The organism is Microbulbifer sp. SE14 (assembly GCF_059834885.1).
On the sequence record NZ_JCBAJA010000007.1, the window covers coordinates 23,297 to 43,467 of the forward strand.

Below are 20,171 nucleotides of genomic sequence, written 5' to 3' on the forward strand. Positions count from 1 at the left end.
CGTTGCGCAGAGGCGCAGGCCCCTGCTCAAATATTAAGCGGCTTCCGAGTCAGTTTTTTTTAGCACATCCTCGTGCCCGAAGCGCTCTTCCGCGATGCGGTCGGCCACGTGGGCGGTGGTCTCACCGCTCTCTTCGGCACGCTGGAAAATTTCCTTCATGGTGGTGCCAATGGTCTCGATGTGCATTTTCACCTGCGCCGGATTGTAACTCTCTGTCGGCTCATGGCTGCCCAATTGCTGGTAGTAGACGTCGATGATGCCACCGGCGTTGATCACATAGTCCGGCGCATAGAGGATGCCCTTCTCGCGCAGAATCGCGGCGTGGCGCTCTTCCGCCAGCTGGTTGTTGGCGGCACCAGCGATAGCGCCCACCTTCAGGCGGGAGATGGTGTCGTCGTTCAACACCGCGCCCAGCGCGCAGGGGGCGAAGAGGTCTGCGTCCAAGTCGAAGATTTCGTCGGCGCCGACGGCAGTCGCGCCCAGCTCATTCACGGCGCGATCGATGTTGTCCTGGAAAATATCGGTCACAAACAGTTCAGCGCCCGCGTCCTTCAGCAGCTTGGCCAGGCGGAAGCCGACATTGCCCACGCCCTGCAGGGAGACCTTGAGGCCGTTCAGGTCGGCCTTGCCCCAGCGGTGCTCGACCGCAGCCTTCAGGCCGACGAATACGCCATAGGCGGTGGACGGGGACGGATCGCCGCCGTGCTCGGACTCGGCGATCAGGCCGGAAACGAACTTGGTGCGCTCGCCGATGATATGCATATCCTCGACGCTGGTACCCGAATCCTCGGCGGTGATGTAGCGGCCGCCCAGGGTATTGATGAAATCGCCCATGGCGCGCAGCAGCTCGGGGGTCTTGTCCTTGCGCGGGTCGCCGATGATCACGGACTTGCCGCCGCCCAGCTTCAGGCCGGCCATGGCGGATTTGTAGGTCATACCGCGGGAGAGGCGCAGCACGTCCTTCAGGGCCTCGCCGTCATCGGCGTAGGGCCACATGCGGCAGCCGCCCAGTGAGGGTCCCAAATTGGTGTTGTGCACCGCAATAATCGCCTTCAGGCCGCTTTTGGCGTCCTGGTAAAAAGCCACTTGTTCGTGCTTGTCGTAGGCGGGATGGGAAAAAATACTCATTAACTGTTCCTCTCCGGAGACCGGTTCTACAGCTGGGGAACAACCACAGCCCTTATCTGTTTTATCGGAAGGTAGATTATATCCACCTCACGCAGACAAGGTTTGCAAATTTTGCACAGCAACACGATATAGGGGCTAAATTATCACCAAATATGCCCTAAATTAGGATGGCGGGTCACGCAGGAACACAGTTGACACCCCGGTCATCGATCCGGGGGTGGCGATTCCCGCCAAGCTGCATGGGTCCTGCGACCAAGGCAGTGTAAGGTGGCCCGAGCGCGTTACCCCGCCTTCACAAGGGTCTGGTAGAATCCGCGCCCACTATTGACCCCAGATGACCCGCAGGGACTGTTTAGATGCTGAATGCCGACGCGCTACAACAACTCAAACAACTGAAAACCAATATCCGCTCCAGCAAGGAGTTCGCCGAGGGCCGGGTGCGCGGCAGCAACGGCAAGTTCGGCTTCGTGGTACTGGATGACGGCCGCGAGGCCTTCCTGCCGCCGGCGGAGATGGAGCGCGTCTTCCCCGGCGACCGGGTGCGTGTCAGCCTGAATGAAGAGGACAAGGGCAAGCTATCCGCGGAACTGGACGCGCTGCTGGAGAGCGAACTCAAATACCTGGTTGGCCAGTATGTGCAACGCGGCCAGGGCCATTTCGTGCAGCCGAGCGAGAACGGCCTGAGCCGCTGGATATTCCTGCCGCCCAAGGCCCGCGGCAAGGCGCAGCCGGGCGAATTCATCGCCTGTGTGATCAACCGCCACCCGTTCAAGGACGGCAAGGCCCAGGCCAGGGTCGAAACGGTGATCGGCAAGCCTGATATGCCCGGCATCGAGCACGCCTTCGTCGTTGCCCAGCACCAGTTGCCGGAACAGTTCGGCCAGGAGGCGCAGAAGCAGGCGGAAGAGATCAGGGGCAAGCTGGAGTCCGTCACCGCAGGGCGTCCAGACCTGTCCGAACTCGGCTTCGCCACCATCGACGCCCCCTCCACCCTGGACATGGACGACGCCCTCGCGGTCACCAGGCGAGACGGCGGCTGGACCCTGCATATCGCCATCGCCGATCCCTCCAGCCTTATAGAGGAAGGCAGCCCGCTGGACCGGGAGGCCTTCAGGCGCGCCCACAGCCAGTACCTGCCCGGCGAAACCCTGCCGATGCTGCCCCGCGACCTGTGCGAGAACCTCTTCTCCCTGGTTGCCGGGGAGCTGCGCCCGGTGCTGGCAGTACACATCGACATCGACGGCGACGGCGGCATCGGCGACAGCCGCTACGAATTCGCCGCCATCCGCTCCCGGCACAAACTGAGCTACGAGCAGGTCAGTCGTTTTATTCAAGATGGAGAGAACGAGGGCGACGACAATGCGGTGCCGGAGGAGCAAAAGGAGTCCCTGCGCAACCTGGCCGACCTGAGCGCGGCCCGCGCCTCCTACCGCGCCGGCCACTCGCTGATCATGGAGGACAGGCCCGACTACGCCATCTACCTGAACGACAAGCGCAAGATCGAGCGTATCGTAAAGCAGGAGCGCAACGTCGCCCAGCGCATGGTCGAAGAGGCCATGCTCGCCACCAATATCTCGATCGGCCGCAAACTGGCGGAAATGCAGCAGGGCTGTTTCTCGGTGCACCTGGGCTTCCGCGACGAGCGCATGGGTGAAGTGAAGAGCCTGCTCAAGGAAACCCTGCCAGAATATGCCGAGAAGGACCTGCACCAGCTGGAAAACTACCTGGCCCTGGTAAAATTCCTGGAGACCCACCACGAGCCGCAGATGCAATACCTGCTCGCGGTGCTGAAGCGCATGCTGCGCCCCGGACAGCTCGACAACAAACCCGGCGCCCACCTGGGCCTGGGCCTCGAGGCCTACGCCACAGTCACCTCGCCGATCCGCAAATACAACGACCTCCACAACCACCGCGTGCTGCGCGCCGCCGCGGAAGAACGGAAAGCCAAAGCGCTCGGTGACGAGGATATAGAGTCCCTGCAGGACAGCCTGATCCGCGGCCGCCAGGCCAACCGCGCCCTGGAGCAATGGCTCTATGCCCAGTTTATGAAGGACAAGAAAGGGCAGGAATTCACCGGCAGGATCACCCTGGTCAACGGCGCCGGCCTGGGCGTGCGGCTGGACGAGAACGGCATCGACGGCTTCGTGCGCCTGAACGGCGACAAGAAAAACCTACCGGAATTCGACGGCAAGCACCTGAAACTGACCCATAACGACAAGACCTACCAGCTGGAGCAGCAGGTCACCGTCAAGGTCGCCGCAGTGGATGTGGACAAGCGCCGCATATCGCTGGAGCTGGTGGACGCTGCCAAAGCCGAATAATCTTCACCTACCGGGAGCACTCCGCTCCCCCTGGACCCCGGCCTTCGCCGGGGCGACGCCGGAACCTCAGTCTCGTCGTTCCGGCGCAGGCCGGAACCCAGATATCCCCGCGGCTTCCGGCCGGCACTGGGGCCGCAGCAAAACTGTGCCCCCGGTGACAGCCAATCTCATAAAGAAACAACTCTCGAGGCCCCGATGAGCAATATCGCCGAACTGAACCCGAACCCGCTCTGGAAACACTTCGCCAAACTTTGCGAAATCCCCCGCCCGTCCAAACACGAAGAAAAGGTGGTGGCCTACATCATCGACTTCTGCAAAGAGCGCGGCCTTGATGTAAAGCTGGACAGGATCGGCAACGTCATCATCAAGAAGCCGGCCACCCCCGGCATGGAGGACCGCAAGACCCTCGCCCTGCAGAGCCACGTAGACATGGTGCCGCAGAAAAACGCCGATTCGGACCACGATTTCCTCAAGGACCCCATCCGCCCGCAGATTGACGGCGATTGGGTCACCGCCACCGGCACCACCCTGGGCGCAGACAACGGCATTGGCGTGGCCGCAATACTGGCCCTCCTGGAAAGCACAGACATCCCCCACCCTGCCCTGGAAGCCCTGCTCACCATCGACGAGGAAGCGGGCATGACCGGTGCCAAGAACCTGCAGCCCGGCTACTTCGAGGCCGAGCTGCTGCTGAACCTGGACACCGAGGACGAGGGTGAACTCTACATCGGCTGCGCCGGCGGCGTGGACGTGAACGTGCAGCTGCCCTGCTCCGCCGAGCCGGTACCGGCAGGCCACAAGGCCTTAAAGCTGAGTGTGCGCGGCCTCAGGGGCGGCCACTCCGGCCTGGATATCGACAAGGGCCGCGGCAACGCCAACAAGATCGCCAACCGTATTATCGACGCGGCAAGCCGCGAGATCACCGAACTGTGCATCGCCAGCCTCGACGGAGGCAGCCTGCGCAACGCCATACCGCGGGAATCCTTCAGTGTCGTCACCGTACCGGCGGAACACGCGACGCGCCTGATGGAAATCGCCCTGCAGGAAACCGCGGTGATCAAGGCCGAACTGGACAACGAAGCGAAGCTCGACATTGCGCTGGAAGCCACCGAGACCCCGGCTACGGTAATGGACAGGGAGACCCAGCAGAAACTGATCCGCGCCATCCGCTGCTGCCCCAATGGCGTCGAGCGTATGAGCACCGCGCTGGAAGGCATCGCCGACACCTCCAACAACCTGGCCCGCGTCGTCACCGAAGACCGTCATGTGCGCATCCAGTGTCTGGTGCGCAGCCTGTCCGACAGCGCCCGCGACCAGCACGGCCTCAACGTCGCCGCCGCCTTCGAACTGGCCGGCGCCCAGACCTCACTGGACAACGCCTACCCCGGCTGGACGCCCAATCCACAGTCCCCGCTGCTGGCAATGATGAAGGATGTATACAAGGAGATGACCGGCGAAGAGCCTGAAGTAAAGGTCATCCACGCCGGCCTCGAATGCGGCCTGCTGGCCAAGCCCTATCCCCATTGGGATATGGTCTCCTTCGGCCCCACCATCCGCCGGGCGCATTCGCCGGAGGAGCGGGTGCATATTGAGAGCGTGGGGAATTTTTGGGAGTACCTCCTGAAAGTGGTGCAGGCTATTCCAGAAAAGCACTGACCTCCCTATTATCAGCCCCGCGCCAAAGCTGCCGGGGCTTTTTCTACCCTCAGCCCATATACAAATATTCCCGCGACAAAATCCCACAGCATAGATCAAGCTCTTGGCACAAAAGCAACCCAACCTGCCTAACGAGACTTTTCATCACTCCCAATGGAAAAAAGATTTTTTTTCGCAATATTTGCTAAATAGGAAGAACAAAAATCTCACCCCCTGGTCACAATGACGCATATTTCTGTACAAGGAAGCTTCGATAAAAAAACTGGCTGTTCTGAGCATAATTTTTCCAACCCTTGCCGTGGCTGACGTGGACTCCCAGTTCGGCTTGGGGCTGGGTACCCAGTATGGCGGTTTGGCGGGAATAAAATATTCTGCGACCATAGATACCGACAAAGTTTATCTAGGCGCCGGCCTCGCGAGTCCGTCAGGCGACAGGAACAAGGAGTACGGGATTACACTTGGCTGGGAAAAGGCGCTCACAAACAAGCACGCCCTTGGACTCGCTGTAAGGACAAAAACGTGAAGGAGACGGATATGGCTACTACTGGGATTCCGATGCAACACCTCCAGCCCATATTCCGATGAAGAAACGCTATGAAAGCTTTATCGCTGCCACATATACCTACTACTTCAACAAATCCAGTGAAGCAGGCTTTCTAACCGGCTTTAGCGCAGGGAAGACATAAACCGCGGCAGGGATAGATATGGATACCGCGAAGGCCCGTATTTTGTCCATGCACGGAAAGCACAGGATTCTGACGCTGTTAAAGAAAGCGGACCGGGAGTGCAGAAGGAAATAATTTAGCGGCTCCCACGAATCCCCGCCACCTGCACTTCGGCATTGGCCCTGCGCGCCGCCGCGGCGACCTCCAGGCTCACAATCGTTTTGCCGATCGGCCACAGGGCGATGCCGGCCAGTTTCAGGTGCTGGATGCCGAATGGGATCCCGATAATAGTAATAAAGCAACAGAGCGCACTGCACAGATGGCCGAGCGCCAGCCAGATGCCGGCGAAGATAAACCAGATAATATTGCCGATCGCACCAAGCGGGCTGGTGCCAATATCTCCCCGGTTCGACAGCTCCTCCCGGTTGATCGCCTCGCGTCCGAACGGCAGGAAGGTGAACTGCCCTATCACGAAACAGGCCCTGGCCCAGGGCAGGCCGACGATGGTAATGGCGGCCACTACCCCGGCAAGCCACCACATCAGGCCCATAAACACACCGCCCAGGATAAACCACAGAAAGTTTCCGATAGCGCGCATTTTCCTCTCCCTTTGCCTCTGATCATTTAGGGGATGGCAATCAGGCCCATAAGCCCGCCGGCTCCCACCCTCCCGCATCAATATTTCCGTAACTTTAAATTCACCGAAGTGTAAAAAACAAGTCATCACATCGAGGCATTGTACCCCCGCGAATAATCGGGGCGGTCAAAAACAACAATCACCGGGCACAGCCGTTGACGGATATCCCCAGACTGCCATTGGATTCGCACCACCAAAATATAATCAGGGCATTCCGATGAAGACCACAAAGAAATACCTGGCTTCCGCCATATCACTAACAACCGCGATGGGCGCCGGCCACCTGGCCGCGCAGGAAAACAGCAACAAGACACAGGACGAGAAGCTGGAGGAAGTGGTGGTGCTGGGTACCGGTACCACCTTCAACAGCAGCGCCGTGACCGAGCCGATGCTCAGGCAGCAGTCCACCATCACCAGCGTCAACGCGCTGATCGATAACCTGCCGGGTGTATCCGTGAACGAGGGGGATACCTACGGCTTCGACGACTGGTCGACTAACATAACCGTGCGCGGTTTTGCCACCAGCCTCGACGAGCAGCAGATAGGCACCACCATCGACGGTATCCCCAACGGTGGCTCCGGCTACGGCGGCGGCTCCAAGGCCAACCGTTTTGTCGACCCGGCCAATATCGGCGGCATCGAGGTGTCCCAGGGCACCGCGGATATCGCCTCCCGCTCCCACGAGGCACTGGGCGGCACCATCGACTACAGGACCGACGACCCGCTGGACGACAGCCGCACCCGCGCCGAGATGTCCCTGGGTGAGTTCGATGCGCAGCGCCTCTACCTGCGCTACGATACCGGCACCTTTGCCGGGAATACCAAGGCCTGGATCTCCTATTCCAACCAGCAGGCCACCGACTGGATTACCGAAACGGCCGAGAACGAGCGCGAGCACATCGCCGCAAAACTGGTGGCGACCTACCCGGCCGGCACCGTCAAGGGCTATGTGTCCTACGATGATATCCACGAGGACAACTACCAGCGCCTCTATTCCGATGCGCAATTCGAGCAGTTTCCGGACACCGATTTCCTGACCGGCGAGTGGACTGGCATCCCCTACGTCGACCAGCTGTACCGCCGAGGCTGGTCCACCCTGCGGGAAAACCTGCTGGCCTACGCCCAATTCGATTTCGATATCACCGACACATTGAATGTGCGGGGCGGCTACTACTATCACAGCAATGAGGGGCGCGGCGACTGGCTGCCACCCTTCCTGAAGGACGTAACCAACGACGGCGACAACGGCCAGTCCGAGTTCCTCGGCGGCACCAGGGCCACAGTGGATGGGGAGTTCGACCAGTTCTATTATGTCGACGCCAACGGCAATGCCCTGACCCCGATCGAGGGTTGTGAGTCCTCCATCGTCACCATCTACGGCCCGGCCGGTTCGGACTACGATCCCAGCTGCTATCCGGCCGGCGCCATTCCGGTAATGTCCTACCGCCACACCCACTACGAGAAGGAGCGCTACGGTTTCACCTTCGACTTCACTCATCAAAGTGAAATCGCGGGTCTGCCCAACGAGCTGCGCGGCGGCTACTGGTATGAAGACGCCACCCGCGACGAACACCGCGACTGGCACAAGATTACTGATGCCACCCGGGGCCACGGATTCGACAGCGAGCCCTACTGGGTGCAGTATGACCGCAGCTACCCGCAGGAAACCCACAAGTGGTATTTGCAGGACTCGCTCACCGTCGACAGTGTCACCCTGAGCCTGGGCGCCAAACAGTTCCTGGTGAATGTGGAGCGCGAGGACCTGTTCCACCAGACCCTGGACGCCTCGATAGACTCGGATTCCGACCTGCTTCTCTCCGCAGGCCTGATTTGGGAGACACCTATGGAGGGTACAGAGGTGTTCGCCGGCTACGCCGAAAACTACAAGGCCATCCGTGACGATATTCTCGAGCGCCCGGAGTCAGACCTGGACAATATCGAGCCGGAAATTTCGGAGACGGCCGAACTGGGCCTGCGCTACGCCGGCAATGCCCTGTCGGCCACCGCCACCTATTTCCAGAACGACTTCGACAACCGCATCATCTTCTTAAGCAACGATACCGCCGCGGGCCCCGACTACGATATCGGCACCGAGGGCACCTACTTCAATGCCGGCGGTATCGAATCCGACGGATTGGAACTGCTGGTCAACTATGATCTCGCTAACGCTCTGGACCTCAACGAGGCATTCAACCTCTACGCCTCCTACACGATGATCGATGCCAGCTATCTCGGTACCGGCGACCCGGCCGTGGACGAAGCTCTGGGAATAGTACCGGGCAACGATGTGGTCGGTATCGCAGACCAGCTGTTTGCCGTCGGGCTGGACTGGACATCGGAGCGCTTCTACGGCGGCCTTTCCGCCAAGCTCACCGGCGACCGCTATGTAGACCTGGACAACTCCTGGACGGCGGAATCCTATGTAGTGGCCGACGCCTACCTGGGGCTCAACCTCTTTGGTGCCGGCGACTATCTGAGCGGGCTGAATCTGAACCTGGTGGTGAACAACCTGTTCGACGAGGAGTACCTGGGCACCGTGGTTACCAACGGCGCCTGGATAGGTGCGCCGCGCACTGCCTCCCTCTCTGCCACTGTCGACTTCTAAACCGTTCGGTCACCAGGAGTGAGAACGGCGGCCGGGGTCCTCCCCAGCCGCCGTTATGTATTGGAGATCCGAGGCCAACGGAACTCCACGTTAAGGCGACCTGACCAGTCCCCGGTCAAACACAATGCTCCAGGCGGGACCAAAGACAAACCAGAAAAAGACCAGCCCCTGGAGGATGCCGTCCCAGTCGGAAAGTGCCGTGCTGTTACCGGGCGAACTTACCAGCAGGGCCATCAGGCGGAGCAAGACGAAGGTCATCGCACAGGCCGCCAGGGCCCTCCCCCACAGCTTCAGCTCGTAGAGCAAATTGCCCCAGCCATGGGGCGGTGCCTTGGCCGGCTCGGGTCCACCGGCAAATCGATGGGCGAAACGCGCATCCGCCCAGCCGATGGCCCGCCGCCCAAAGGCCAGCGAAAAGCCGATATAGGCCGCCGCCAGGCCGTGGAAGAATGTCGCCTCGGAGCCGTTGCGCAGATCGACGGCAGTGGCAACCAGCAGGATAAAGTCGATCACCGGCGTGCTGTACAGCAAGTAGAGGCCAGTTTTCTGCCATCCGAATATATAGCGCGCTACCAACCCCAGGAGAAGAACAACCCAAAACGCGATCTCGCATCCCAGGATAAGCACTAGCAGAATATTTTCTGTCATCTGTTGAACCACTGACTGAACGGATCCTCCGCCAAGGATACCGCAGAGGCCGGCGATTTGGAGGGGCAAGCGATTTACTGTTCAGGTCCGAATATGGCCAGTCGGCGAGGAGAAGCGGCCGTATCTTAAGTCGCGTACGACACCCCCGAACAAGGACTTTACATGATGAACAGATACGAACAGCTCAGGTCTCTGCACACTTCCGGTGAAATACTGCTCCTCCCCAATGCCTGGGATGTCCCCAGCGCCCTCGCTTTTGAAAATGCCGGCTTCGATTTTATCGGCACCACCAGCTGGGGAATCGCGGCCGTTCTGGGGTACAGGGACGGGGAGCATATCCCGTTCAACCAGATGTTCACGGTGGTGGAGAGGATACTGAAGTCCTGTAACGCCATGGTGACGGTGGATATGGAGTCGGGTTACTCGGAAGATACCGATACCGTCATCGCCCATATCGGCAGGGTCGCCGATGCGGGAGCCGTGGGCATCAATCTGGAGGACTCTCTGAAGAATACCAGCGGCCGGCTTCGCGCCACAGATCAGCAGTCCGACATTATCCGCGCGATAAAAAACTCCGTGGCAACTGAGGACGGCCCGCTCTTCGTCAACGCGAGAACCGATACCTTTATCGCCGGAAGCGACCCGGAACGCGCCCTGAGGGAGACTATCGAGCGGGCGCAGGCCTATGCGGAGGCCGGCGCCGACTGCCTGTTTGTCCCCTTCCTGAGCGATGAAACTTTCATTGAAGAACTTGTCCGCAGCTGCCCCCTGCCCGTCAATCTACTGGCGCTGCCGGGGGCTGCGGACATGAAGAAACTGCAGGCACTGGGCGTCAGCCGGCTGAGCCTGGGCAACGGCGCTTACGATGTCGCGGTAAAGCGGCACGAACAGCTCGCCGGACAGCTTAGAAATACCGGCTCGGTCGGGCTGCTGTTCGAGGAGAAGCCGTAAGCTTGAGCAGCCCCGGTGTGCCGGGGCCGCCATTCCCGCCGCTAGTCGACAGCGCGAAAGCGCACCGCTGCCCCGCCACTGCGCGCGAGCTTTAGCTGCAGCCAGTCGCCACTGGTAACCGTCTTGCGCTCGATCTCCACATCGTAGGGGTTGCTGACCCAGTCGGCCTCGACGCCGTCGCGGTAGATCTGCGCCTCGTACTTGCGGCCGGGGGCGAGGAAATCCAGGGGCAGGTCCAACTCGCGGGCCTTTTCGTCGGTCAGGGCACCGAGGTACCAGTCGTCACCGCCGCGCTCCCGGCGGGCGAAGGCGACATAGTCGCCCACCTCGCCGGCGATGGCCCGGCTCTCTTCCCAGTCCGTGGGCACGTCGACGATAAACTGGAAGGCGTCGGGCCTGGCCTCGTAATTCTCCGGCAGGTCGGCAGCCATCTGTATCGGACTGTAGAGCACCACGTAGAGCGCCAGCTGCTTGGCCAGCGTGGTCTGCGGGCGGTTTTCCGCATCCAGGCCGCCGTTGAAACCCATATCGAAGATACCCGGGGTGAAATCCATCGGCCCGGACAGCAGGCGCGTATAGGGCAGTATCGCCGTGTGCTCCGGCGGGTTGGGCGGCGAGCCCCAGGCGTTGAACTCCTGGCCCCGGGCGCCCTCGCGGGATATCCAGTTGGGATAGGTGCGGCGCAGGCCGGTATCCTTGACCGGTTCGTGGGTGTTGATGCTGATCCCGCGCTTGGCCGCCTCGGTGACACTGCGCAGGTATTCGCCCACCATAAACTGGCCGTCGTGCCACTCGTTGCGGGCAATGCCGTTTTCGTCGATGCGCTTGATATTGCCGCCGTCCGCCACGTAGCCGGTCTTGACCTGGGTGACGCCGTGTTTTTGATACAGGTCATAGGCAGCAGCCATCTGTTTTCTGTAGTTGGTCACGCTGCCGGAGGTCTCGTGGTGGCCGATCAGGCGCACGCCTTTCTGGCGCCCGTACTCGGCGACCTCCTCCAGGTCAAAATCCGGGTAGGCGCTCGTGAAACTGAAGAGATCCCCGTTCTCAATCCAGTTGCCGTCCCAGCCGATATTCCAGCCCTCTACCAGCACGCCGTCGAAGCCGTATTTCGCCGCAAAATCCATATAGCGCTTGGTCTCGGCGGTGGTGGCACCGTGCTTCTCGCCGGACTCCCAGCTCTTGTCGCCGATATGCATGGCCCACCAGATGCCCACATATTTGCCCGGCTGCACCCAGGAGACGTCGCCCAGTTTGTTCGGTTCATTCAGGTTGAGGATCAGATCCGAGTTCAGCAGCCCCACCGCGTCGGCGGAGATCTGCAGGGTACGCCAGGGGGACTTGAACGGGGCCGCGGCCTTGACCAGGGTGCCATCGTACCAGGGCACCAGCGCCGCCTTCAGGGTGCCAGGGCGGCGCTGGTCCAGGGTCATGGCCGCGTAGTCCACCAACGCCGCCTCGTGAATGCTGAGGTGCGCGCCCGAAGGCAATTTGAAAGTAAAGGGCGTGTGGGCGCGGTCGACGCCGTGCAGCGGCGTGGTGTTGTAAAGATATTCGTAGCGGTTCCAGCCCCGGGACGGAATCCACCAGGCGGTGGACTTGTCGCTGCCGGCGATACGGAACTCGGTCAGCTCATCGACGATCTCCACCGGGCCCAGGCCGCGCTGTTCGGGAACTTCATAGCGGAAGCCGACACCGTCGTCGAAGACGCGAAAGCGCAGGGCGAACTCACCGGCCGACTTGTCGGCGCGGGCGAAATTGACTCTCAGTTCGTTGTGCCTGTCGCGCACCAGCCTTCTCTCGCCCCAGGGCTGCTCCCAGCTGCTGTCGGCGGACGCGCGATCGCTGCCGGAAATCTGCAGCGCCTCGGAAAAAGGCTTTCCCTTCCTGAAAACCAGGCCCAGGCGCGAGGGCTCGATGACCGTCTCCCCGCGGAACTTCACGCTGTAGCGGGGAATGCCCTGCTCGTCACTGACGTTGAGTTCGATAGCGCCGTTCGGGGAAGCTACCTTGAGCTCGCCGGCCGTCGCCGGGGCGCAGACGGCGAAAATGAGTATCCCGAAATAGAGGCCTATAGTCCTGAAATACAGCATTGTTATTGGTCTTCCTGGCAGTGGAACCGGAAAATCGTTTATAACACAGGGGTGGGGGCCCAGCCTCCGCCCGGGTCTACGCCCCCGTCAATACTTGTGCATCAACTTCGACTACAGGTGTCCCTTGTCCATCAAAGCCATCCTCTTCGACCACGACGGAACCCTGGTGGACTCGGAGCCCGCCCACTTCAGGATATGGAGACAGGTGCTCGCGGGCTACGGTGTCGACCTCAGCGAGCGGCAGTATGCCGAGCACTATGCCGGCGTACCCACCCGCGCGAATGCGCAGGATGCGATTTCGCGCTTTTCCCTCGCCGAGACGGCGGAAGCCCTCGTCCGGCAGAAAGCGCGGGCAATGGGCGAGTTCCTGTCCAGGGAAGCCTTCCCGCCGATGCCCGACGCGCTGCAGATAGTCCGCCGCTTCCACGCCCTCGGCCTGCGGCTGGCCATAGTGACCGGCTCGGACAGCGAGGTGGCCGTGGCCACAACGCGCACCTATTCCCTGGAACCGCTGTTCGAAACCATAGTGGCCGGCAACCATGTGCAGCGCAACAAGCCGCATCCGGATGGATACCTGTTGGCAATGCAGCGCCTCGGTGTCACGGCCGGTGAATGCCTGGCCATAGAGGATACCGAGCACGGCCTGAAGGCGGCTACCGCGGCGGGCATCACCTGCCTCGCGGTGCCAAACGCCATGTCCAGGCACCACGACTTTTCCGGGGCCGCAGGCACCTTCGGCGGGCTGGCCGAGGTCGAGCGCTGGATCAAGGAAAACTATCTCAGCCGCCGCTGAATACCGTGCCCTCTTGAATTCCAGCAATATCGAGACAGCTATGACGCCGGGAATCAACATCGCCAGGAAAGCCAAAATAGCCCACAGGGTCCACGAGTACTCACACGATCCATCCAGTGATTCCTATGGGCTGGAGGCTGCGGAAAAGCTGGGCATCGAGGAACCCAGGGTTTTCAAGACACTGGTGGTGTGCCTCGACGGCAAGGAGCTCGCCGTCGGCGTTGTCCCCGTATCTGCAATGCTGAGCATGAAACTGGTGGCCAGGGCCGGCGGGGCAAAGAAGGCGGCCATGGCCGACAGATCGGCGGTGGAGAGATCGACGGGTTATGTCCTGGGCGGAGTCAGCCCGCTGGGACAGAAGAAGCGGCTGAAAACTTTTATCGACACATCGGCCAAAAACTATACAAGCATTTTTGTCAGCGCCGGGCGCAGGGGCCTGGAGATTGAACTGAGCCCGGATGACTTGCAGCGACTGACCAACGGCACCTTTGTCGAAATATGCCAAGCCGACCCTGGCCGAGCCTCCCCCGTTTCCGCATAATTGCCAGCCGCTCACCAAAAACCGAACAAGTGGCCCGATGTAATGTGGTTTAAGAATCTCCGCGTCTACCGCCTCACCAAAGAATTCGCCCTCACTGCCGAAAATTTGAACGAACTGCTGGAGCCGCAGGCCTTCGTGCCCTGCGGCAGCCAGGATGCGGCCCGCTACGGCTGGGTGCCGCCACTGGGGCGCCACGGCAGCCAGTTGGTGCACGCCGCCAACGGCTGCCTGATGGTCTGCGCCAAGAAGCAGGAGAAGGTGATCCCGGCCGCAGTGGTCAACGAAAAGGTGGAGGAGATGGCCCAGGCCATCTCCGAAAAGGAGGCCCGCCAGGTGGGCCGCAAGGAGCGGCAGAACCTGAAGGACGAGGTGCTGCTGGAAATGCGCCCCAAGGCCTTCGCCCGGTCGCGCCTGCAGTACGCCTATATCGCGCCGAAAGACGGTTGGGTGGTCGTGGACGCCTCCTCGGCCTCGGCCGCTGAGGAACTGCTGGAGAACCTGCGCGAAGCCATCAGCAGCCTGGCGGTGGTGCCGCTGGCGGCGAAGAACCTGCCCCAGCAGACCATGACCCACTGGCTGAACGCGCCCGAGGCCCCGTCCCAATTCGACTTCGGCCACGAGTGCGAGCTGCGCGATCCCAAGGACAGCGGCAGCGTGATCCGCTGCAAGAACCAGGACCTCTGCGCGGAGGAGATCCACAACCACCTGGTGGCCGGCCTGCAGGTGCACAAGCTGGGGCTGGTCTGGCGCGGCGGGGTCGAGTTTATCGTCGACGACCAGCTGGCGATCAAGAAACTGAAGTTCAGCGACGAGTTGATTGAGAAGGCGGACAGCGCCGACACCGAAAGCGCGGCCCAGCGCTTCGATGCGGACTTCTCGGTGATGACCCTGGAAATCTCCGCCCTGCTCAGGGACCTGCTGGCGGCCTTCGGCGGCGCCAATACCGAGACTGCCAGCGTCGAGGAGATAGTGGCCCGGGCCAGCCGCGCCGAGGCGGAGCAGGCGGCCAAAGAAGTAGAGGAAGTGGTCTTCTAGCCCCGATCAGTCATGGCGTGCGGTTGAGCCGAGGTCGGGCATTTGGGATCATCTGCCGACGGTCGCTGTTGAAACGCCACCCGATAGACCAAGACAGATAATTCCCGGCCTCCATGAAACTGCTCACCCGACTCCTGCTCGCCACCCTGCTCCTGTCCCTCACCGCCTGCGGTGGCGGCGGAGGCGGCGACTCCTCCCCCTCTTCCACCCAGGACGGCGGCAGCAGCGGTGGTGGCGACACGGGCGGCGACCAGCCCGGAGGCGACGGCAGCGGCCCGCGGATCGCCGGCAGCGTCCACGCCGAGCTCTTCAGCGATACGGATTCCGACAGCAACGATCCCCAGGCACCCTCCACCCCCAATAACGGCCCCGCCGAGGCCCAGCCCCTGGGCAATCCGGTGGTACTGGGGGGATTCGCCAGCGCCGAGGGCAGTGGCGAGGCGACACACCGCTTTCAAGACAGCGGCGACACCGACGACTGGTTCAGCCTGTCCCTGTCCGAGGGCCAGAGCATCCGCCTGACCGTGCATGCGCACAAGCCACTGGCGCCGCTGGAAAACGACCTGGATCTCTACCTCTACAGCCCCACCGATACCAGCGAGCCAATGGCCTCAAGCACCGCCGGGATCACCGGCGAAGAGTCCATCCGGGTGTCGGTGAGCGGCGACTACCTGCTGCGGGTGCAGGCCGTGGCGGGAATCAGCGGCTACACGCTGCAGATCGACAGCAGCGACGACCGTGGCCTGCTCTCGTCGCCCTCGGTGAGCGACGACTTCGCCCCCGGCGAACTGATCGTGAAATGGAAAACCCAAAGCGACGGGCTGCGGCCGCAGGGCCACAGGGCCGGGCTGCCGCGCCGCCACCGGCTGGCCGGAACCCTCGCCGAACCGCCGCGGCTGTCGCCACTGCAGCGAACCCACCCCCGCGCCAGCGCCCGCACCCTGGAGAAACTGCGCACCCTGATGGAGCTGAAGGCCCTGCAGGCAGATCCCGATGTGGAGTACGCGGAGCCCAACTACCGCTACCAGGCCCTGCGCAGCCCCAGCGATCCCCTCTACCTGCGCCAGTGGCACTACCGCAGCATCCACCTGCCCGAGGCCTGGGATATCACCACCGGCAGCGGCGATGCGATCGTCGCCGTACTGGATACCGGCATCTTCAGCGCCCACCCGGACTTCAAGGACAAGCTGGTACCCGGCTACGACTTTATCAGCGACCCGGACAGCGCCCGCGACGGCGACGGCATGGACGACAATCCGGAGGACGAGGGCGACCTCGCCCTGCAGAACCGCAGCTCCTGGCACGGCACCCACGTGGCCGGCACCGTCGGTGCGTTGACCGACAACACCAGCGGCGTCAGCGGCGCCGGCTGGCAGACTCGCGTCATGCCCCTGCGGGTGCTGGGCGTCTCCGGCGGCAACAGTTTCGACACGGCCCAGGCGGTGCGCTACGCCGCCGGCCTGCCCAACGACTCGGGGAAGGTGCCGGCGCAGAGAGCCGGCGTGATCAATATGAGCTTCGGCGGCCCCGGCTTCTCCCAGACACTGCAGGACGCCCTCAGCGCGGCCCGCGCGCAGGGTGTGATACTGGTGGCCGCGGCGGGCAACGACAACAGCAGCACCAGGGTCTACCCGGCGGCCATGGACGGGGTGATCGCGGTCAGCGCCACCGACTTCAACAACGACAAGGCGCCCTACTCCAACTCCGGCGACTGGGTCGACCTGGCCGCCCCCGGCGGCGATATGACCGCCGACGCCAATGGCGACGGCTTCAGCGATGGCGTCCTGAGTACCTATGTGGAGGAAGGCGCAGCGAAAACCGCCAGCTACGCCAGCCTCCAGGGCACCTCCATGGCCAGCCCCCACGCCGCCGGCGTCTTCGCGCTGATGAAGGCGGCCAATCCGGCGCTGACACCTGATGATATAGACGCGCTGCTGATCGACGGCCAGCTCACCAGTGACCTGGGCGATCCGGGGCGCGACCCGATCTACGGTCACGGCCTGCTGGACGCCTACCGGGCGGTGCAGGCGGCCGGACAGGAGCCCACTCAGCCGGTGATCCGGGCCACGCCGGAGGAGCTGAATTTCGCCAATATCCATGAAGTGCTGGAGGTGAAGATTGAAAACATCGGCGCCGATGGCGCCTCCCTATCCGGCAGCCCCCAATTGGGCGCCGACTGGATCACCGGCGTGGAAGCGGTATCCGTGGACCTCAACGGCTTCGGCACCTACAGCGTCAGCGTGAATCGCAGCGACTTGCCCGACGGCATCTATAACAGCGAAGTGGTCTTCCCGATGAGCGGCACCGAAGACGACTTTCGCCTGCCGGTCAATATGCAGGTGGGCCAGAGCAGTAGCGGCCACTACGCGGGGCACCTGTATATCCTGCTGCTGAAACCGCTCGGCAGTGGCGAGTACGAAACCCTGCAACAGCTGGACCTCTCCACCGACAGCGGCGAATACCCGTTCGAATTCACCGGCCTGGAGCCCGGCGACTACGCCGTCGCCGCCGGCTCCGACCTCGACGCCAACGGCACCATCTGCGATCCGGGCGAGGCCTGCGCCATCTACCCCGCCAACGGGGAGGGCAGTTTCGCCCTGGACGGGGACCTGCAGGGGCTCAGCCTGGTCGCCAGCTATTTCGGCAACGCGGAGGCCAGTGCCAGCAGCGCGGGCAGCGACGGCGGGCGCCTCGGGGGATTCAAGATCCTGCGGGACTGAGCACTCGGGAAATCAGACCTCCACCACCGGCCGCCCCGGCTGGCTCCACTGCACGTGGTACTTCTGCCCCTCCGGGCGATCGACCCGCGAGAAGGTGTGCGCGCCGAAGAAATCCCGCTGCCCCTGCAGCAGGTTGGCCGGCAGGGATTCCATGCGGAAAGCATCGTAGTAGCTGAGCGCCGAGGACAGCGCCGGCACCGGAATGCCGTTCAAGGTGGCGTCGGCCACCGCGCGGCGCCAGTTGCCCTGGTGCTCGGCGATCTGGCCGGCGAAGAAGTCGTCCAGCAGCAGGTTGGACAACTTCACATCCCGCTCGTAGGCGTCGCTGATGGACTGCAGGAAGACGGCGCGGATAATGCAGCCGGCGCGCCAGATGCGCGCTATCTCGGCGAAGTTCAACTGCCAGCCCTGCTCCCGCGCAGCCAGCTTCATCAGGTCGAAGCCCTGGGCGTAGACACAGATCTTGGCGCAGTAGAGGGCGTCGTGCAGCTGGTCGATGGCCTCGGCGCGCCCGGCCGGCTCGATCGGCTCCACAGCCGGCCCCTGCAGCTTCTTCGCCGCGCGCGTGCGCAGCACCTTGCGGGTGGACAGCGAGCGGGCGAATACCGCCTCGGCGATACTCGGCGCCGGGCAGCCCACTTCCAGGCTACTGACCGCGGTCCACAGGCCGGTGCCCTTCTGTCCGGCGCGATCGAGGATCACATCCACCAGCGGCTGGCCGGTTTCCGCATCCACCGTGGCCAGCACCTCGGCGCTGATATTGATCAGGTAGCTGTTCAGCGGCCCTTTGTTCCACTCCCGGAACACCGCGGCGATATCCGCCGGCGACATATCCAGCGCACTGCGCATCACATGGTAGGCCTCGCAGATCATCTGCATATCGGCGTACTCGATGCCGTTGTGCACCATCTTCACATAGTGGCCGGAACCGATGGGGCCGATATAGGCCGCGCAGGGCTCGCCCTCTTTCACCGGATTGCCCGGCTCGAAGCGCTCTATCGGCTGCCCCGAGGCCGGATCCACCTTGGCCGCGATAGCGTGCCACACCGGCTCGATACGGCTCCAGGCGTAGGGATCGCCACTCGGCATCAGCGAGGGCCCGAAGCGCGCTCCGACTTCGCCGCCGGAGACGGCAGTGGTGAAGAAGATCAGCTTGCCCTCGTAGCGCCCGCAGCGCTCCACCGAGTCAGTCCACAGGCTGTTGCCGGTATCCACGACGATATCGTCGGCCTTCAGGCCCGCGTCCAGCAGCTTGTTGCAGACATCGTCCACCGGCGCACCGGCGGGTACGGAGAGGATCACCAGGTGCGGCGCCTTCACCTTGGCCAGCAGCTCGGTGTAGGAATTGCAGGCCAGCACCCGCGGTGGCTGATCGCCGCGCTCTTTTTCGTCCTGTTCCAGCAGCGCATTGAGTCGGTTCTGATCCAGGTCGTAGGCACAGACCCGGTAGCCGTTGTCGGCCAGGTTCAGGATCAGGTTCTTGCCCATCACCCCGGCGCCGATAAAGCCAATATCGCATAGTGAATCGGACATGGATCTCTCCGCAAAAGTCGTCGTGCTGCTGTCAGGGGGCGCGGAGTATAGCAACCGGGGCCCGGGGGCGGGAGGCCAAATATTCGCCAGCAGAGATGACTGGGAGACGGTAGAAAAGCGCCCAAACGCGGCACTTAGAGAAATATCCCGCTTACCGTCGCCTACGCACTATTTAGTAACGAAGAGAGGCTCTGTTCCGCGCTTTTGCCCCACTACTCCCAATTGCGGGAATAGTTCGCTATCCTCGGTCAGAACGGGCCGGTCACGGCCAAATTCACCGAATTGCTGAGATTTGAACGGGGAGGGATTCGGGCGAGGAATTCGTCCGGCAACTGAAGATTGATCTGGGCCTAGAAGTGAGTACCGCAGAAATCATAGAGCAGTTCACTCAATGGCCCACAGGACTCTATTACAGAGCTCACGAGCTGCTGCTCAATCTGAAAAAATCCTGCCGTCTGGCCGCACCCACCAATACCAATGTTCTGCACTGGCCACGACTGGTCAACGAATTCCATTTGCGCAAATACTTTACCGAGATCTTTGCTTCACACCAGATAAAGCTGGCCAAGCCGGGTCCTCGCGTCTTCCTCCACGTAGTCGCTACCCTGCCAGTGGCACCGGAGCGGATACAGTTCTTCGACGACAATCCGGACAATGTGACCGCAGCTAATGAGTTGGGCCTTATCAGTCACCAGGTTTCCTCCATGGCGCAAGTCGAGCGGCAACTGTTGGAATTCGGCTTGCTCGCTAAAAGGGCGTTGAAAAAATGTGCGAAAAACCGACAATCAGAGTCTACTTCAACTCCGCCTGCCCGGTATGCAAGGCCGGTATAGAGAGCCAGAAAG

General features: G+C 62.2%; 14 protein-coding genes. 9 read left to right on the forward strand and 5 right to left on the reverse strand.

The window, feature by feature from the left end:
* Positions 1 to 33: 33 nt before the first annotated feature.
* Positions 34 to 1,128, reverse strand: a complete 1,095-nt coding sequence (locus tag AC6R19_RS06765; protein ID WP_500579029.1) for a Glu/Leu/Phe/Val dehydrogenase dimerization domain-containing protein — start codon at positions 1,126 to 1,128, stop codon at positions 34 to 36.
* A 356-nt stretch (positions 1,129 to 1,484) separates the two neighbouring features.
* Between AC6R19_RS06765 and AC6R19_RS06770 the strand changes: the two genes are divergently transcribed.
* Together AC6R19_RS06770 and AC6R19_RS06775 are read left to right on the forward strand one after the other, a co-directional pair.
* Positions 1,485 to 3,449, forward strand: coding sequence for a VacB/RNase II family 3'-5' exoribonuclease (locus tag AC6R19_RS06770; RefSeq protein ID WP_500579030.1), 1,965 nt, complete (start codon positions 1,485 to 1,487; stop codon positions 3,447 to 3,449).
* A 195-nt stretch (positions 3,450 to 3,644) separates the two neighbouring features.
* A complete protein-coding gene (locus AC6R19_RS06775) occupies positions 3,645 to 5,105 on the forward strand; it encodes an aminoacyl-histidine dipeptidase (RefSeq protein ID WP_500579031.1) in 1,461 nt (486 codons plus the stop codon).
* Positions 5,106 to 5,906: 801 nt separating this feature from the next.
* Here the strand turns inward: AC6R19_RS06775 and AC6R19_RS06780 are convergent.
* Positions 5,907 to 6,368 carry a YccF domain-containing protein gene (locus AC6R19_RS06780; protein ID WP_500579032.1) on the reverse strand — a complete coding sequence of 154 codons (462 nt, stop codon included), beginning with the start codon at positions 6,366 to 6,368 and terminating at the stop codon, positions 5,907 to 5,909.
* Between the two features lie 256 nt (positions 6,369 to 6,624).
* On the opposite strand from AC6R19_RS06780, the gene AC6R19_RS06785 reads away from it, so the two are divergent.
* Positions 6,625 to 9,012 (forward strand): TonB-dependent receptor domain-containing protein, encoded by a 2,388-nt coding sequence (locus AC6R19_RS06785; protein WP_500579033.1) that lies wholly within the window; start codon positions 6,625 to 6,627, stop codon positions 9,010 to 9,012.
* Between the two features lie 90 nt (positions 9,013 to 9,102).
* Here the strand turns inward: AC6R19_RS06785 and AC6R19_RS06790 are convergent, their stop codons facing one another.
* Positions 9,103 to 9,660, reverse strand: coding sequence for a hypothetical protein (locus tag AC6R19_RS06790; protein WP_500579034.1), 558 nt, complete (start codon positions 9,658 to 9,660; stop codon positions 9,103 to 9,105).
* Between the two features lie 162 nt (positions 9,661 to 9,822).
* On the opposite strand from AC6R19_RS06790, the gene AC6R19_RS06795 reads away from it, so the two are divergent.
* Positions 9,823 to 10,611 (forward strand): isocitrate lyase/PEP mutase family protein, encoded by a 789-nt coding sequence (locus AC6R19_RS06795; protein ID WP_500579035.1) that lies wholly within the window; start codon positions 9,823 to 9,825, stop codon positions 10,609 to 10,611.
* A 41-nt stretch (positions 10,612 to 10,652) separates the two neighbouring features.
* Here the strand turns inward: AC6R19_RS06795 and AC6R19_RS06800 are convergent, their stop codons facing one another.
* Positions 10,653 to 12,704, reverse strand: coding sequence for a glycoside hydrolase family 97 protein (locus tag AC6R19_RS06800; RefSeq protein WP_500579036.1), 2,052 nt, complete (start codon positions 12,702 to 12,704; stop codon positions 10,653 to 10,655).
* A 124-nt stretch (positions 12,705 to 12,828) separates the two neighbouring features.
* Between AC6R19_RS06800 and AC6R19_RS06805 the strand changes: the two genes are divergently transcribed.
* The 4 genes from AC6R19_RS06805 to AC6R19_RS06820 all read left to right on the forward strand — a co-directional run bounded on the left by AC6R19_RS06805 (position 12,829) and on the right by AC6R19_RS06820 (position 17,793).
* The gene (locus tag AC6R19_RS06805; protein ID WP_500579037.1) at positions 12,829 to 13,497 is read left to right on the forward strand and encodes an HAD family hydrolase; all 669 of its coding nucleotides are present in this window, start codon (positions 12,829 to 12,831) and stop codon (positions 13,495 to 13,497) included.
* Between the two features lie 40 nt (positions 13,498 to 13,537).
* On the forward strand, positions 13,538 to 14,038 hold the full coding sequence (ybaK, locus tag AC6R19_RS06810) for a Cys-tRNA(Pro) deacylase (RefSeq protein WP_500579038.1): 501 nt from the start codon (positions 13,538 to 13,540) through the stop codon (positions 14,036 to 14,038).
* Between the two features lie 42 nt (positions 14,039 to 14,080).
* The gene (gene rdgC / locus AC6R19_RS06815; protein ID WP_500579039.1) at positions 14,081 to 15,073 is read left to right on the forward strand and encodes a recombination-associated protein RdgC; all 993 of its coding nucleotides are present in this window, start codon (positions 14,081 to 14,083) and stop codon (positions 15,071 to 15,073) included.
* 113 nt (positions 15,074 to 15,186) lie between these two features.
* Positions 15,187 to 17,793, forward strand: coding sequence for a S8 family peptidase (locus AC6R19_RS06820; RefSeq protein ID WP_500579040.1), 2,607 nt, complete (start codon positions 15,187 to 15,189; stop codon positions 17,791 to 17,793).
* 12 nt (positions 17,794 to 17,805) lie between these two features.
* Here the strand turns inward: AC6R19_RS06820 and gnd are convergent, their stop codons facing one another.
* Positions 17,806 to 19,326: an NADP-dependent phosphogluconate dehydrogenase gene (gnd, locus tag AC6R19_RS06825; RefSeq protein WP_500579041.1), complete on the reverse strand. Its 1,521-nt coding sequence runs from the start codon at positions 19,324 to 19,326 to the stop codon at positions 17,806 to 17,808.
* 356 nt (positions 19,327 to 19,682) lie between these two features.
* Here gnd and AC6R19_RS06830 point away from each other — a divergent pair, with 356 nt between their 5' ends.
* Positions 19,683 to 20,159, forward strand: a complete 477-nt coding sequence (locus AC6R19_RS06830) for an HAD-IA family hydrolase (RefSeq protein ID WP_500579042.1) — start codon at positions 19,683 to 19,685, stop codon at positions 20,157 to 20,159.
* Positions 20,160 to 20,171 lie beyond the last annotated feature (12 nt).